This window comes from Kribbella sp. NPDC054772 (genome assembly GCF_053611945.1).
In genome coordinates, this window is sequence record NZ_JBSHBJ010000003.1 from 256,860 (window position 1) to 272,028 (window position 15,169).

A 15,169-nucleotide genomic window follows, 5' to 3' on the forward strand; every position below is an offset into this window, starting at 1 on the left:
GTCGTCCCGTCGCTCGCGCCCGACGGGCTCACGACCCGCCGAACTTCGCGCCGGAGGTTTGGCGGGTTGTGGCGCTGGCGGTGGTGCAGGCGTGGTGCAGGCGTGGTGCCGGGGTGGTGCAGACGCGGAGTGTGGGGAGGGGAAGCGGGGACTGCGGACAGGTAATAACAGGTCCCCAGTCCCCAGTACCTGTCTCAACCCACGAGTCATGCCACCGTCCAGTAGCTCACCGACCTGCCGAGCGTCGCGCGGGAGGTGGCTAGACGCGGTGGCGCGGGAGGTGGCTAGACGCGGTGGCGCGGGAGGTGGCTGGACGCGGTGGCGCGGGAGGTGGCGCTGGGCGCTGACGCTCCGCGGTGGGCTGGGACGGCGCGGGTGGTGCAGGCGTGGAGTGTGGGGAGGGGAAGCGGGGACTGCGGACAGGTAATAACAGGTCCCCAGTCCCCAGTGCCTGTCTCAACCCCAAGACCATGCCACCGCCCACTAGCTCACCGACCTGCCGAGCGTCGCGCGGGAGGTGTGGCGAGACGCGGTGGCGCGGGAGGTGGCTAGACGCCGTGGCGCGGGAGGTGGCGCTGGGCGCTGACGCTCCCGGTCGGCTGGGACGGCGCGGTAGGCGCGTGAGGTGCGGGAGGCGTGGGAGGTGGGGCTGGGCGCTGATGTTCCGCGGTGGCGCTGGGATGGTGCGGGAGGCGCGGGTAGACGTGGCGCGCACTGGTGTCGGGGCGGCGCGAGAGGTGTGGCTCAGCACCGCGCTCGCGGTGCCGGCGGCGGCCGAGGTGGCGCTGGCGCTCGCGGCTTGGTGGGGCGGGAGATGCAGAACCCGTCCGCAGCCACCTCACGGGTGCGGACGGGTTCTGTGTTTGTCCCCGTGGTTGATCAGGGAAGGTGACCGACCACGGGAGCCTGGGGGTGTCGGGAGAAGTGGGCAGGGGCGGGCCCGGGGGAGGCTCAGTCGAGGTCGGCGAGGGCCTTGCGGGCGGCTTCGAGTTCGGCCTCGAGGGCGGCGACCTTGGCGGCCTGCTGGGAGCGGGCCTCTTCGATGACCTCGTCGATCGGGGTCGACAGGTCCTCGTGCAGCTCCTTGGCGGCGCGGGACACGGCGGCCGCGGCGACGGCCAGGTCGCGGGCGAGGTAGGTGGTGCCCTGCTTGAGCTCGGCCTTCCACTCGCCGTCGGCCGTACCGGTCACCGTCAGCGTGAGCTCGATCGTCTTCGTCTTCTTGCCGGCGGCCTTCTTCGCCGGCGCCTTCTTCGGCTTGGCGGGCTCGGCCGGAGCCGGCGTGGCTGCCTCGTCGGCAGCTGGGGTGTCGGTGGTGGCGTCGGGGGCGGCCGTCGACAGGTTCACCGCGTCGGGAGTGTCGGTGAGGTCGGACGGCGTCTCTACTGCCAGAGTGTCTACAGTCATCGTTGCGGCGATCTCCTTCGGAACTGGCGCAGTGCGACCATTAGAACACATGTTCGATTCGCACGCCAACCAGCTTGCCCAGGAAGCGATCGATCTGGTCCTCCAGCGGCGGTAGGTCAGCCTCCGGCTCGTTGATCCGGATCGAGACAGCGCCGTGGACCGCGGAGCGGAGATCGAGTGCCACCGCGGCCGCGTCGTCGGCCGGTGCGAGGCCGGCGTCCATACACGCCTGTACGGCGGCCGTCGCGCGGGCCGACAGTTCCTCCTTGAAGACCAGGTGCATGCGCCGGTTCAGCGTGCTCTCGTGCAGCACCTTGTAGAGGCCGGCGTAGTCGCGAACCCACCTGCCGAGGAACAGTAGCCGCGCGCGTAGTCGCCGTACTGGGTTGTCGCCGGCGTTCGCCTCGGCCTGCTCGAGGTCGTGTAGCAGGTCGGTCGTGCTCTGTTCGAGTGCGGTGAAGACGAGTTCGTCGCGGTCGGTGAAGTGGATGTAGACCGAGGTCGCGGCGATGCCGACCTCGCGGGCGACGGCGCGCAGGGAGAGGGCCTCGTCGTCACCGAGTTCGTTCAGCATCCGCAACGCTGCGTCGATGATCTCGCGTCGCAGCAGCTCACCTTGGCCGCGACGGTTCCGGCTCCGCGTCGTTCCAGCATCCATGGGGCCGATTGTATTGCAACGGCCGTTGCCCTACAGTCGTAGCACTACAGCTGTTCACTTAAGGATGATCATGAGCGAACGCAACAAACGAACCGTCCTGGACTTCTACGAGAGCGCCCTCAACCAGAAGGACTTCCAGGCCGCGGTCAAGCTGATCGGCGACTCCTATGTCCAGCACAACCCGCGGATCGCGGACGGGATCGACGGCTTCGAAGACTTCCTCGCGACCCTCCGCCGCGACTTCCCGGACCTGAAAGCCGAGGTCAAGCGGCTGTTCGCCGACGGCGACCACGTGATCGCCCATGTGTACGGCGTCCGCGTGCCCGGCCAGCCTGGGACGGCGATCGTCGACATCTTCCGCCTCGATCAGGACGGCAGGATCGTCGAGCACTGGGATGTCATGCAGCCGGTTCCGGCAGCGGCCGCCAACTCGAACGGGATGTTCTGATGACCGTGGAAGCGCCGGCCGCGGTGGACTCGCGGCGGTGGTGGGCGTTGGGGGCGGTGGCCACGGCGCAGTTGATGGTCGGGATCGACCTGACCATCGTGAATATCGCGCTGCCCTCGGTGCAGCAGGATCTCGGCATGTCGGACCCGACCCGGCAGTGGGTGATCACGCTGTTCGCGCTCGGGTACGGCGGACTTCTGCTGCTCGGTGGACGGATCAGCGACCTGATCGGGCGCCGTCGTGCGCTCCTGATCGGCCTGACAGGTTTCGCACTGGCCTCAGCGCTCGGCGGGGCTGCGAACGGTCCGGCGATGTTCCTCACCGGACGCGGACTGCAGGGCGTCTTCGGCGCGCTGCTGACTCCAGCGGTACTGGCGACCCTCGCCTCCTCGTTCCCGCTATCGGCGGAGCGTGGCAAGGCGTTCGGGATCTATGGCGCTGTGATGGGCAGTGCATCCGGCCTGGGCGTGCTGGCGGGCGGCGTGCTCACGGAGTACCTGGACTGGCGGTGGTGCATGTACGTCAACCTGCCGATTGCCGCACTCGCGGCGGGAGGAGTCCTGTACGCCGTACGGCCAGTCCCACCGGTCAGCGGAGTCAAGGTCGACCTAGTAGGTGCACTGCTGGCGACCGTAGGCCTCATGGCCGTGGTGTTCGGGTTCGCTCGCGCGGAGTCCGACGGTTGGAGCGCACCGGCGACGTACGCGACTCTCGCGGCCGGAGTGGTGTTGATTGCGGCCTTCCTGGCCGTGCAGGCGCGGGTGAAGTCCCCACTCTTGCCACTGCGGGTTGTCGCCGATCGCCGGCGAGGTGGTTCCTATCTGGCTGTCTTCAGCCTGGCGGTCGGAATGTTCGCCGCGCTGTTCTTCCTGACGTTCTACCTGCAGACCATCCAGCACTACTCACCAGTGAAGGCCGGTCTGGCCTTCTTGCCACTGACGGTGGGTCTGATGGTCGGAGTGCGAGCGGTGAGCCGGCTACTCGCCAAAGCGGCAGTGCGCTCGCTCATCTGTCCCGGACTGCTCACCATCGCCGCAGGGCTCGCACTGCTCGGGTTGCTCAAGGAAGACAGCAGTTACTGGCTGCACGTCATGCCCGTGTTCCTGCTGGTTGGCCTGGGCACCGGATGGGTTCTGGTGACCGCCAACAGCACTGCCACCCTCGGCGCCGGCCCCGACAGTGCGGTGGCCGGCGCCATGGTGATGACATCGCAGCAGATCGGAGCATCGCTCGGTACCGCGCTCCTCAGCACGGTCGCCGGGACGGTAGCCGCCCACTCCGATGCCGTCCACGGGTTCAACGTGGCCAGCCTCGGAGCGGCAGGTTTCCTCTGTGTCGCGGCGGTCGCGGTCTACTGGGTGCTCTCCGAGCGGTCGCCGGACCACTCGAGGTGGAAGCTGCCCTCACGGTCGACCCGCTTGTAGGTGTGCGCACCGAACAGGTCGCGCAGCCCCTGGATCAGCGCGGCCGGCAGCCGCTCCGCCCGCAGCCCGTCGTAGTACGACAGCGCGGCTGAGAACCCAGGAGCGGGTACGCCGACGGTCGCCGCGGTCGCCACGACGCGGCGCCACGCCTCCTGGCCGCTGGCGACAGCGTCCCGGAAGTAGTCGTCCACGAGCAGTGACGGCAGGTCCGGGTTCCGGTCGTACGCCTCCTTGATGCGGTCCAGGAAGCGGGCCCGGATGATGCAGCCGCCACGCCAGATCGTCGCCATCGCGCCGAGGTCGATGTCCCAGTCGTACTCCTCGCTCGCGGCCCGGATCGCGTCGAAGCCCTGCGCGTACGCGACCAGCTTCGACGAGTACAGCGCGTGCCGTACGTCGTCGATGAACGCCGCTCGGTCGACATCGGCCTTCACGTCACCCGGTCCGGGCAGTACGCCGGCCGCCGCCTCCCGCCGTACGACGTCACCCGACAGGGACCGTGCGAACACGGCTTCCGCCATGCCGCTGACCGGAATGCCCAGGTCGAGCGCGGACTGCACGGTCCAGCGGCCGGTGCCCTTCTGCTCCGCCTGGTCCAGGACGATGTCCACGAACGGGCCGCCCGTGGTCGGGTCGGTCTGGCTGAGCACCTCGGCGGTGATCTCGATCAGGAACGACTCGAGGTCGCCGGTGTTCCAGTCGCGGAACACGTCGGCGAGTTCGGCCGGGGACAGGCCGAGCACGTGCCGGAGCAGGTCGTAGGCCTCGGCGATCAGCTGCATGTCGGCGTACTCGATGCCGTTGTGGAGCATCTTCACGAAGTGCCCCGCGCCGTCCGGACCGACGTGCACGCAGCAGGGCTCGCCGTTCACGTGCGCGGAGATCTTGGTCAGCATCGGCTCCAGCGCGGCGTACGACTCCGGCGAGCCGCCCGGCATGATGCTCGGGCCGTTCAGCGCGCCCTCCTCGCCACCGGACACGCCCGAGCCGACGAAGTGCAGGCCCTGCTCCTTCAGCGCGGCCTCGCGGCGACGGGTGTCCAGGAAGTGCGCGTTGCCGGCGTCGACGACGATGTCGCCCTTGTCGAGCAGCGGTACCAGTTCGTCGATGACGGCGTCGGTCGGGGCGCCGGCCTTGACCATGATGATGACCCGGCGCGGCAGCTCCAGCGACTCGACGAAGCCGGCCAGGTCCGTCGACGGGACGAACTCACCCTCGGAGCCGAACTCCGCGACCAGCGCGTCGGTGCGCGCCTGGGAGCGGTTGTGCAGGGCGACGCTGAACCCGTTGCGCGCGAGGTTCCGGGCGAGGTTGCGGCCCATCACCGCCAGTCCGGTGACGCCGATCTGGGCTTTGGCAGAACTCATCGAATCTCTCCCGCGGTCTCAAGTTGTGTGCAGGGTCCAGTCTGCTGCCAAAAGCACGGGCGTGGTCCAGCGGGTGCCAAGTCCTGGACAGTAACTGACCGGCCGCGACCTCTTCTCAAGCCCGGTGCATCGATGGTAGACATCTCAGAAATCGATTTCCCGCCACGGAGGAAAGGCCGCCCAATGCTCCGTCGTGTCATCGCTCTTGCTGCCTGCGCGCTCCTCGCTCTCCCCGTCAACAACGCCGCAGCGGCCCCACCCGGTAGCGACAACGGCCCGGTCGGCTGGGACGTCTACCGCCACCTCGATCGCCTCCCCGAACTGCAGACCGGCGTACGGACGAAGCAGTTCTCCAGCTTCGGCCGCGACGGGACCAACAACGACGGCTTCGACGGCACCTACTCCTGCCTCCGTACGACGGACGCGGGCTGCGTGATCGCCGAGGACTCGGGACCGGGGGAGGTCGCCTCGATCTGGTTCACCCGGGACGAGGGCAACGTGACGAAGACCGGCACGATCACCGTCGAACTCGATGGCAAACAGGTGCTGAAGGGATCGTTGCATGACATCGTCAACGGCAAACTCGGTGCGCCGTTCAGTTACCCGCTGGTCGCGAACGGCGTACAGACCAGCGGTGGCGTCTACATCCGCGTCCCGATGCCGTACCACTCCTCGATGCGGATCACCACGCAGGCGAACCCGCTCTTCTACCACGTCGACTACCGCCAGTTCCCGGATGCGAACGGTGTCCGGACGTTCGACCCGACCGACAAGGCCGAGGACGTCCTGGCGATGCTGAACGCCGCGGGCACCAAGGACCCGAAGCCCGCGCAGCCGAACAGCACCACGACGAAGACCCCGCTGAACCTTGCCCCCGGCAAGCAGGTCACGCTCGCGAACGCCAACGGCCCCGGTGAGCTGAGTGCGCTCCGGCTGAAGCTCCCGGACATCGTCGGTCTGGACCTGAAGAACTTCGCCGACGACGGCCGCGCGTTCCTCGGCGGCAGTACCTTCACCCTGAAGATCGATCCGGCGAACACCGGCGTGAGGCTGACCCGACGGATGGATCTGCGGATCGGCAACCAACGCGCGAAGATCCTCGTCGACGGCGCTCCGGCTGGTGAGTGGGCGCCATTGAAGGCGGAGGGCGCGCAGTGGTCCGACCAGTCGGTCGACCTCCCGGCCGCGCTGACCGCGGGCAAGTCGCAGATCACGATCACCAACCAGTTCGTCTCGTCCGACCTGGACTTCAACGAGTTCCTGTACACGGCCGACTCGACGGTCGGCGGCCAGGTGAAGCGCACCGACACCCTCGACGTCGGCCCGAACCACGTCGCCGACGAGCAGGCTCACGGCTATGCGATCACCAAGCAGAACTGGAGCGGCGAACACGCGATGGCGTACGCCGCCACCGCCGCGGACGCCGCGCGCGTCAAGCCCTCCGACTCGTTGCTGGCCGGAGTCCGCGTCCAGGTGACGATCGACGGTCAGAAGCGCGTCGACGCCCCACTCGGCGAGTTCTTCGGCTCCGGCCTCGGCGAGAACCCGGTCCACTCGCTCTTCTTCGCGATGGACCCCGACGGCTGGTACTCGTCCTGGTGGCCGATGCCGTACGTCGCCCGCGCCACGGTCACGCTGGTCAACACCACGACGTACCCGCTGAAGGGTCAGGCGGAGGTGACGTCGGCGCGGGACGCGAGCAAGGCGGCCGAGCTGGCGACCGGCAAGATCGGCTACTTCACCGCGATCTCGAAGCGCGGGGAGACCACGCAGGGCAGCGACTGGACGTTCGCGGACGTCGCCGGCCGCGGCAAGTTCGTCGGCGTCTCGCAGACCATGGAGGGACTGCTTGCCGACGGCAACACTCGCGGGTACCTCGAGGGTGACGAGCGGGTCTCGGTCGACGGCGAACGGACCCCGGCGATCCACGGCACCGGCACCGAGGACTACTACGAGTCCGGCTGGTACTTCAACGCCGGCACCTACTCCACCCCGTTCCACGGGAACTCCGCGCACGAGGTACGCGCCGGGTTCTGCACCAACGAGTGCGACGGGGCCTGGAGACTGCACATCACCGACTCGGTCGCGTTCGAGAACCAGCTCGACTTCGGGATCGAGCACGGCCAGCAGGACGACCACCCGGCGATCTACGGCTCGACGGCGTTCCTCTACACCGCGGCGAAGTTCGGCGCCCGCGAGACCGACCGCATCGACACCGGCTCGGCCACCAGCCGCGAGCAGCACGGGTACGCCGACAACGGGAGCCAGGCCGATCTGAGCGCGGTGTACGAGGGCGATCACGACGACATCACGCTCACCGACCAGGTCCGTTCCAGCACGCAGCCGATCCGGTTCAGCGTGAAGATCGACCCGGCGAACCGCGGCGTGACGTTGCGCCGGACCAGTGATCAGAACACGGCGGGTCAGTCCGCTCAGGTGATCGTCAACGGCAAGGACGCCGGCACCTGGCTGCAGCCGCTCGGCAACACCCACCAACGCTGGCTCGACGACAACTATCAGTTGCCCGCCGCAACCACCTTCGGTCGGAACCGCGTCGACATCGAGCTCCGCCCGACCGGACCCGCCTGGACCGCGTCGGCGTACGTCGTCCAGACGCTCGTGACCCCGTACGACGACAAGCGGGCGCCGGGCACGGTCGATGGCCTGACCGCTACGGCGCGGATCGACAACGCGATCAACGTGACCTGGAACGACACCAGCGACGACAGCGGGATCGCGGCGTACCAGGTGTACGGGACGAAGGCCGGGGGAACGGAGAAGTTGCTCGGCACCACGCCACTGCCCGGCTTCCTGCATCGCGGTCTGGGACTACACGAGACCTGGACGTATCGGGTCGCGGCCGTGGACCTCGCCGGTCACGTGGGGCCGAAGTCGGCAGCGGCGCAGGGCACCAGCGGTAGCACGCTGCGAGTCGAGGGCGAGGCGATGCTGCCCCCGGTGTCGTCGACCGTGGCCGTCGATCCGCAGGGCAACTGTTGCGGTGTCAGTTGGTCGGGTGGTGCGCAGGCGTGGATCCACGGCACGAAGGCGGGCGACAAGACGGTGCTCGGCTTCACGGTCCCGACGGCCGGGGCGTACAACCTGTCAACGATCCTGACGAAGGCGGCCGACTACGGGACGGTCCAGGTGCAGATCGATGGCAACCCGCCGGTGAGCTTCGACGGGTACCAGGCCTCGGGCGTCGGCACGCAGGCGGTGGACCTCGGGTCCGTCCAGTTGGCCGCGGGTACGCACCAGTACGTCGTGACCGTTACCGGCAAGAACCCGTCCGCAACCGGCTACCTGGTCGGCGTCGACGTGCTGGATCTTAAGCTCGCGGCGTGAACCCTTTGAATCCCCGTCGTACCGCTCTCGTGTTGATCGACCTGATGCCGCGGATCGTCGCGTTGGACACCGCTCCGTTGAAGGGGCCGGAGGTGCTCGAACAGTCCGTCGCGCTGGCCGCGGCGACAAGGTCGGCCGGCGGACTCGTCGTGACCGTCCGGGTCGAGCGGCCCGGCGTCGAAGTACAGCCGGAGGGGAGCAGCTTCGCACCCGAGGCCGCTCCGCAGCCGGGGGACCTGGAGATCGTGAAGCGGGCGGTGGGTGCCTTCGGGCGCTCACCGCTCGACGCCGAGCTCCAGGCCCGCGGCATCGCGAACGTCGTCCTGACCGGCATCGCCACCAACTTCGGCGTCGAGTCGACCGGCCGCGAAGCCTCCGACCTCGGCTACGAGACGTTCTTCGTCACCGACGCGATGACCGGCCTGGACGAACACGCCCACGACTTCGCCGTCTCCTACGTCTTCCCCCGCATCGGCGCCATCTGCACCAGCGCCGAGTATCAAGCCGCGCTCGGTTAGGCGAAGCGGGCGGCGTTCTCCTGGACCCATTGCTCAAGGGTCCGGGCCGGGTGGCCGGTGACCTGTTCGACGGTGTCATTGACGGTCGTCTCGTCGACGGTTCCGTCGCCGAAGAAGCCCTCGATCGCCCGGGCGTACGGCTCGGGCATCGCGGCGAACAGCTCGTCGTGCGTCTCCTGCCGGCTCATCGGGTACGCCGTCAGCGCGCGCCCGATCCCCGCGCCGACGATTGCCACCTGCTCGACCGGCGTCAGCGCGACCGGGCCGGTGAGCCGCAGTACCTCACCGTCGTGCTCGCCCTGCAGTGCGCGGGCCGCGACGTCGCCGATGTCGAGCGGATGGATGGTCGAGATCGGTACGTCGGGGAACTGCACCCGCACCTCGTCGCCGGCCTCGAGCTGGTCGAGCCACCGCAGCGTGTTCGACATGAACGAGTTCGGCCGCAGGAAGGTCCACTCAAGACCGGCCGCCCGGACGGCCTCCTCGGTCGCGTGGTGGTACGCCGCGATCGCGTTCGTCACGTCGCCGTCGAGCGAACTGCTCGACAACACCACAACCTTCCGGACACCCGCACGAACCGCGTTCGCAAGCAGCTCATCAAGCCGGTCGTAACCACTCAGCAGAAAGATCCCGCTGACACCGGCCAACCCATCGACAAAGCTGTCCGGCCGATTCAGATCGCCGTACACCGCCTCAACCCCGGCGGGCAGGTCGATCGTCGAACGGATCAGTGCGCGGGCCGAAATGCCTTGTGCTGCGAGGGATTGGGCCACCGCGCCGCCGGCGTTGCCGCTGGCGCCCGTAATCAGGATCGTCACCCGGTCACCTTGTCATATCGGGAGTCCGCGCGGAGGGCCTCGCGAAGGCAGAGGCCCGGATCGTCCTGGTGGTAGATCCGTTCGCTGGGCTCGATGTTGTCGAGGAACCGCTGGTAGGTCAGCGCGTACGTCAGGGGCCCGAGCAGGCTCATCGCCGGCAGCACCCGCAGCGGATCACACCCCGGGACCTCACCCCGCCAAGCCGCTGACCAGACCTGGGCAGCATGGTCGCGCTTCTCCGGTGGCAGGAAGTCTCTCAGCCGCTTGATGTCGAGCCCCGGATGACCGATGACTGTGTCCGCCCAGTCGACGATCACTTCCTGGGTCCCGTCCGACCGCCAGTTCCCGGGATGGAAGTCGCCGTGCACCAGCGTGGTCGGTAACCCCGCGGAGTCGAGCTCGCCGACGATCGCCGGAAGCCGGGCGGTCAGTCGCCGGAGGCCGTTGACCTCGTCGTCAGACAAGGCGGCCTGCGGGATCAGCGCGGTGAGCTCTTCGACCAGGTCTCGGGGTGCGGTGGGGCGGTCAGGCGCCGCAGCGAGTGCCGCCTGAACCGCGACCCAGCGGCTCACCACGCGCTCGATGGTCGGTAGATCTGGATCCCAGCAGTCGGTCCCGGTCGCGTGGGCGAGCAGCGACCAGCCGTTCTCCCGGGAGGTCGCGAGGACGGTTGGCGCCAGCGTCTCGTCGTACCGCTGGACGTTCTCGATGATGTCGGCGTCGAGGCTGCAGAACGTGCTGGTCGCCTTCGCCCACGCGCCTGGGAAGCGGATCAGGCAGGACAGGTTCCACGTCTTCACCTGGGTGGCGTCGAGTGGGCCGATCACGCTCCGGGCCCAATCGATCAGCCGGCTCGGTCCGTCGACCTCGGCCCAGGCTGCCCGCAGCGGATCGGGCGCGACGACCGAGTCCCATTCGGGTGACGCCGTCGCGTCCAGTACGCCGGACCGCGGTTCGGCCAGCGCCTGCACGTGATAGACGACGTGTCCACCGCGCCCCCGGAGGGCATCGTCGGCGTGCACAAGCCGAAGTACCACGGTCGGAACTCCGAGCAGGTCGTCGAGGTGGTGGGTGACTGCCTCTACCTCCGACCACCAGCCGGGCTCGACCTCGAACGTCGGCGCCCGGCCGATGTACCGGGCGCCGACGCTGATCAGGGCCTCGACCGTCTTGGTGTTCACCTGCTTAGTGTCGCGTGACGCGGTGCCAGGTTCGGGGGCCTGATTTGAGGACGGCGGGGGTTGTTAGGTCGATGGGTGTGGTCGGGTCGTTGGTGCGTACGCCGTTGATGGTGACGGCGCCCTGGCGGAGTAGTCGGCGGAGGTCCGAGTTGCTGTCGTTCGGGCGGGCCGCGCGGAGCAGGTCGAAGGCGGTCGCGACCTCGGTGGTGAGGACGATCGCGGGCATGTCGGCCGGTTCGGCACGCTGCGAGAACGTGTGCCGGAACGCGTCGAGCTCGGTCTTGGCGACGCCCGCGCCGTGGTACCGGGTCACGACCGCGGCGGCCAGCCGGAGCTTCGCGTCGCGCGCCGCCGGACCACCGGTCGACGCGGAGTCGCCGAGCGCGGCCACGTCGTCCAGCGGGAGTTCGGTGTAGACCCGCGCGTACGGCTCGACCAGTGAGTCCGGAATGCTCATCAGCTTCCCGAACTTGTCCCGCGGACTGTCCGTCAGCCCGATGTAGTTGTTCAGCGACTTCGACTGCTTCGCCCGGCCATCGATCCCGGGCGTGATCGTGGTCGTCATCACCACCTGCGGCGGCGTCCCCAGTCGCTGCTGGAAGTGCCGTCCGAGCTGCTCGTTGAACAGTTGGTCCGACCCCACGATCGTCAGGTCGCTGCGCATCGCGAAGCTGTCGTAGCCCTGCAGCACCGGGTACACGAGTTCGTGGACGGCGATCTCACGCCCGGCCGCGACCCGCTCGCGGAACATGTCCCGGCTCATCAACTGCGCCTGCGTGACCTGGGCGAACAGACTCAACAGCTCCGCAACCGGCATCGCGTCGTACCACTCGGAGTTGCGTCGTACCTCGAAGACCTCGGGGTCGGTACGCAGGACCAGCGAGACCTGTTCGAGGAACGACGCCGCGTTCGCCTCGATCTGCTCGGGGGTGAGCACCGGCCGGGTCTCGGAACGGCCGGTCGGGTCGCCGACGCGGGTGGTGAGATCGCCGAGCAGGAACACCACGCGGTGCCCGGCGTCCTGCAGTTGGCGCATCATCCACAGGTTGACCGCATGCCCGAGATGCAGCTCGGGCGCGGTGCAGTCGACGCCGTACTTGATCCGCAGCGGGCGGCCGGACTCCAGCCGCTCACGCAGGTCGTCAGCGCCGACGACAGTGTCGGTGGTACGGCGTAATCGCTCGATCACGGCATTCATGGGATTCCTCTCGGCAGGACAGCGCGAGGCACCCGACCGCGATCGCCAGTGCCTCCGGCAACGGAAAGAGGCAGGAACCGGACGGTTCCTGCCTCGGAGGCTCTGGGTGGAGCGACTGCGCGGACTACCGAAGGCCGGCTCCTCCCAGAGCCGGTCGATAGGTCACGCGGTGCTTGATCACGTCCTCAGGTTAGCAGAGCCGTGCCCTAGTGCCCGCGTCGGAGCACTAGGCTCGGGGGTGTGATCGAGGAACGGGTTGTGCTGGTGGACGACGGCGGGCGGGCGCTCGGGACCGAGGCGAAGGCGGCGGTCCACCACACGGCGACGCCGCTGCACCTCGCGTTCTCCAGCTACGTCGTGGACACGGCCGGGCGGTTGCTGCTCACCCAGCGTGCGTTCGGCAAGCCGACCTGGCCGGGCGTCTGGACCAATAGTTGCTGCGGGCACCCACTTCCGGGCGAGCCGCTCGAGCACGCCGTACGGCGCCGGCTCGCGGACGAGCTCGGGATCGCGGTCGACCCGTCGGCCGCCGTCGACCTGGTGCTGCCCGAGTTCCGGTACCGCGCGGAGATGCCGAACGGCCTGGTCGAGAACGAGATCTGCCCGGTGTACCGAGTGTGGTGGACCGGTGACCCCACGCCGAATCCGTCCGAGGTCGCCGACTACCGCTGGGCGCAGTGGGACGAGCTGCGCGACATTCCGGACCTCTCACCGTGGTGCCTGCTACAACTGGACCAGCTCACCACGCCGCCTATCGACTGGCCGATCGCGGACCCCAGCCGACTACCACCGGCTGCCCAGATCTAGCTCGAGAAGATCCCCGTGTACGGCGACCGCCGCCGTACTCGCGTGACCCGCGGCACCGATCGCGAGGAGCGCGGGATTGGCCGCCGTACCGACCGCGTAGACGCCAGGGACAGTCGTCCGTCCGCCGTCATCGGCAACCACCGCGCCGTCGGTCACCTGGCACCCCAGGCGCTCCGCGAGGTCGCTCTGCTGATGCTGCCGCACCACCGCGAACACTCGCCGCGCAGTCAGCTCGGTGCCACCAGCGAGCAGGATTCGTGACGTCGAGGCCGTCGCCTGTACCTCCTCGACTGCCTCGGTGCGAACCACCACCCCGGCTCGGCTCAAGCGCTCCACATGCTCGTCCGCGAGCTTGTCGCCGTCCGTGCAGAGCACCACGTTGTCGCTCCACCGGCTGAGCAGCAACGCCCGCGACACCGACTTCTCCGGAGCACCACGCATCCCGATCTGCACCAGCGCCTCGCCGCGTACCTCCCACCCGTGGCAATGCGGGCAAGCCACGACGGACCGCCCCCAGCCCGCGGCCAGGCCCGGTACGGTCGGCAACTCGTCCCACAGCCCAGTCGCGAGTACGACGGCCCGCACCGGCACCCCGTCGACGACGAATCCGTCATCGCCCGCGATCACATCCTCGATGCGGGTGTTCCGGACCTCAACGCCGTACGTCGCCAGCTGACGCCGTCCGGCGGCGAGAAGCTCGGCCGGGGAAGCGTCCGCGACGCCCAGATAGTTGTGCACATGCTCCGCGGCCCGGTTCCGTGGCTGCTGGTCGTCGAAGACCACCACCTGCCGGCGAGCCCGCCCGAGCGTCAGGGCGGCCTGGAGCCCGGCCACACTCCCACCGATCACCGCTACGTCCATGCGGTCACCTTAGGGCAAGCGGTTCAGAATTCGAGACCGGTATCTCATTTGGTGGTCATCAAAGCGCTGAGCAGTTCGGGTCCCGGCCAGACCCGGCGGGTGCGCTCGGCCTCGCGAATCAGCGTGACGAGGGTCCGGTTGACCGGCGCCGGCCGGTCGAGTGACTCCGCGAGCCGTACGACCTCGCCGTTCAGGTAATCGATCTCGGTGGGCCGGCCGGCCTCGAGGTCCTCCCACATCGACGTCCGCGCCAGCGGGTCGATCGCGAGCATCTTCCCGGCCACCCGCCGGAAAACGAAGTCCGGCAGGCGGAGGACCGCCGGGAACCAGCGCATCGGCAACGGCAGTAGCTGCGCCGGCTCGATCTTCGCCGCCTCGAGCAGCCCGAGGGTCTCGCTCTGCGCGGCCGCGAGGCAGCGGCGGTAGGCGCGCTGCGAGAGCTCGTCGCGCAACGGCAGGTTCGACAGCGCGTTGATCGGGTTGTTCAGGTTCAGCAAGAGCTTCGACCACTGCACCGGAACGATGTCGTCGTGCTGTTTCAGCGGCAGTCCCGCCCGCGCGAACGCCTCGACGTACGGCGCCAGCGCAGCATCCCGCTGTACGTCGAGGGCGCCCTCCGTGCCCTGATGGAACACCCCAGCGCCCCGGTTCAGCACGTTGAACGGAACCATCCCCGGTACGACGACCTGCGCATCCAACCGCGATCGCAGTACCTCGCCGTTCCGGATCCCGTTCTGGAAACTCACCAAGACCGCGCCCGGCTTCAGAACGCCTGCCAGCTCCTCCGCGGCACCTGCCGTCGCCGCGGACTTCACCGTCACGAGCACCAGATCGGCCTCGGCGGCTCCGGCCGGTGTCGTCTCGAACCGCACGTCCTCGACCCGAAGGTCGGCGCCGAGATAGTCGGTCAGCCGCAGCCCGGACGACGCCACCGCGACAGCCATCCGTTGCCGGCCGACGAACGTCACCGGCGTCCCCGTCGCGGCGAGCCGGCCACCCACGTAGCAACCGATGCCGCCCGCACCATAAACCGCGATCCGCACCACGACAACGTACCGAAGAACGGGTGGTGTTCGGGAGTAATACGTAGTGACCCGTTCCGGCAGGCCCTACAGACCACCCACTACCCGTTCTTCG

General features: G+C 68.7%; 13 protein-coding genes. 5 read left to right on the top strand and 8 right to left on the bottom strand.

Annotated features, from left to right (window positions below):
* Positions 1–951 precede the first annotated feature (951 nt).
* Both ACWGID_RS06725 and ACWGID_RS06730 read right to left on the bottom strand, forming a co-directional pair.
* Positions 952–1,407: a DUF6319 family protein gene (locus ACWGID_RS06725; RefSeq protein ID WP_452195145.1), complete on the bottom strand. Its 456-nt coding sequence runs from the start codon at positions 1,405–1,407 to the stop codon at positions 952–954.
* Between the two features lie 40 nt (positions 1,408–1,447).
* The gene (locus ACWGID_RS06730; protein ID WP_452195147.1) at positions 1,448–2,065 is read right to left on the bottom strand and encodes a TetR family transcriptional regulator; all 618 of its coding nucleotides are present in this window, start codon (positions 2,063–2,065) and stop codon (positions 1,448–1,450) included.
* Between the two features lie 70 nt (positions 2,066–2,135).
* On the opposite strand from ACWGID_RS06730, the gene ACWGID_RS06735 reads away from it, so the two are divergent.
* Both ACWGID_RS06735 and ACWGID_RS06740 read left to right on the top strand, forming a co-directional pair.
* Complete coding sequence (locus tag ACWGID_RS06735; RefSeq protein ID WP_452195148.1) at positions 2,136–2,513, top strand: nuclear transport factor 2 family protein; 378 nt, start codon at positions 2,136–2,138, stop codon at positions 2,511–2,513.
* The gene (locus tag ACWGID_RS06740) at positions 2,513–3,937 is read left to right on the top strand and encodes an MFS transporter (protein ID WP_452195150.1); all 1,425 of its coding nucleotides are present in this window, start codon (positions 2,513–2,515) and stop codon (positions 3,935–3,937) included. Before ACWGID_RS06735 ends, ACWGID_RS06740 begins: the two co-directional genes overlap by 1 nt.
* Here ACWGID_RS06740 and gndA read toward each other — a convergent pair.
* On the bottom strand, positions 3,865–5,304 hold the full coding sequence (gene gndA / locus ACWGID_RS06745) for an NADP-dependent phosphogluconate dehydrogenase (protein ID WP_452195152.1): 1,440 nt from the start codon (positions 5,302–5,304) through the stop codon (positions 3,865–3,867). The genes ACWGID_RS06740 and gndA overlap by 73 nt on opposite strands.
* Before the next feature lie 183 nt (positions 5,305–5,487).
* Here gndA and ACWGID_RS06750 point away from each other — a divergent pair, with 183 nt between their 5' ends.
* Both ACWGID_RS06750 and ACWGID_RS06755 read left to right on the top strand, forming a co-directional pair.
* Complete coding sequence (locus ACWGID_RS06750; RefSeq protein ID WP_452195153.1) at positions 5,488–8,649, top strand: DUF2961 domain-containing protein; 3,162 nt, start codon at positions 5,488–5,490, stop codon at positions 8,647–8,649.
* Entirely contained in the window at positions 8,646–9,167 is a 522-nt protein-coding gene (locus ACWGID_RS06755; RefSeq protein ID WP_452195155.1) for an isochorismatase family protein, read from the top strand. Before ACWGID_RS06750 ends, ACWGID_RS06755 begins: the two co-directional genes overlap by 4 nt.
* Here ACWGID_RS06755 and ACWGID_RS06760 read toward each other — a convergent pair.
* From ACWGID_RS06760 to tyrS, 3 genes are read right to left on the bottom strand one after another with little or no spacing between them, the layout of a single operon-like run.
* Positions 9,164–9,985, bottom strand: a complete 822-nt coding sequence (locus tag ACWGID_RS06760) for an NmrA family NAD(P)-binding protein (RefSeq protein WP_452195157.1) — start codon at positions 9,983–9,985, stop codon at positions 9,164–9,166. The genes ACWGID_RS06755 and ACWGID_RS06760 overlap by 4 nt on opposite strands.
* Complete coding sequence (locus ACWGID_RS06765) at positions 9,982–11,166, bottom strand: phosphotransferase (RefSeq protein WP_452195159.1); 1,185 nt, start codon at positions 11,164–11,166, stop codon at positions 9,982–9,984. The genes ACWGID_RS06760 and ACWGID_RS06765 overlap by 4 nt, the downstream gene beginning before the upstream one ends.
* Before the next feature lie 4 nt (positions 11,167–11,170).
* Complete coding sequence (tyrS, locus tag ACWGID_RS06770) at positions 11,171–12,364, bottom strand: tyrosine--tRNA ligase (RefSeq protein ID WP_452195161.1); 1,194 nt, start codon at positions 12,362–12,364, stop codon at positions 11,171–11,173.
* Positions 12,365–12,604: 240 nt separating this feature from the next.
* Between tyrS and idi the strand changes: the two genes are divergently transcribed.
* Positions 12,605–13,171, top strand: coding sequence for an isopentenyl-diphosphate Delta-isomerase (idi, locus tag ACWGID_RS06775; RefSeq protein WP_452195163.1), 567 nt, complete (start codon positions 12,605–12,607; stop codon positions 13,169–13,171).
* Here the strand turns inward: idi and ACWGID_RS06780 are convergent.
* The gene (locus ACWGID_RS06780; protein ID WP_452195164.1) at positions 13,148–14,032 is read right to left on the bottom strand and encodes an NAD(P)/FAD-dependent oxidoreductase; all 885 of its coding nucleotides are present in this window, start codon (positions 14,030–14,032) and stop codon (positions 13,148–13,150) included. The two genes, idi and ACWGID_RS06780, sit on opposite strands and share 24 nt — an antisense overlap.
* A 44-nt stretch (positions 14,033–14,076) precedes the next feature.
* Complete coding sequence (locus ACWGID_RS06785) at positions 14,077–15,075, bottom strand: 2-dehydropantoate 2-reductase (protein ID WP_452195166.1); 999 nt, start codon at positions 15,073–15,075, stop codon at positions 14,077–14,079.
* Positions 15,076–15,169: the final 94 nt, after the last annotated feature.

What these genes read in the sequence shown, in the direction of transcription:
- ACWGID_RS06780 (WP_452195164.1), bottom strand. Translation starts at nt 14,032, where the DNA reads ATGGACGTAGCGGTGATCGGTGGGAGTGTGGCCGGGCTCCAGGCCGCC.
- ACWGID_RS06730 (WP_452195147.1), bottom strand. Translation starts at nt 2,065, where the DNA reads ATGGATGCTGGAACGACGCGGAGCCGGAACCGTCGCGGCCAAGGTGAG.
- ACWGID_RS06725 (WP_452195145.1), bottom strand. Translation starts at nt 1,407, where the DNA reads ATGACTGTAGACACTCTGGCAGTAGAGACGCCGTCCGACCTCACCGAC.
- gndA (WP_452195152.1), bottom strand. Translation starts at nt 5,304, where the DNA reads ATGAGTTCTGCCAAAGCCCAGATCGGCGTCACCGGACTGGCGGTGATG.
- ACWGID_RS06735 (WP_452195148.1), top strand. Translation starts at nt 2,136, where the DNA reads ATGAGCGAACGCAACAAACGAACCGTCCTGGACTTCTACGAGAGCGCC.
- ACWGID_RS06740 (WP_452195150.1), top strand. Translation starts at nt 2,513, where the DNA reads ATGACCGTGGAAGCGCCGGCCGCGGTGGACTCGCGGCGGTGGTGGGCG.
- ACWGID_RS06750 (WP_452195153.1), top strand. Translation starts at nt 5,488, where the DNA reads ATGCTCCGTCGTGTCATCGCTCTTGCTGCCTGCGCGCTCCTCGCTCTC.
- tyrS (WP_452195161.1), bottom strand. Translation starts at nt 12,364, where the DNA reads ATGAATGCCGTGATCGAGCGATTACGCCGTACCACCGACACTGTCGTC.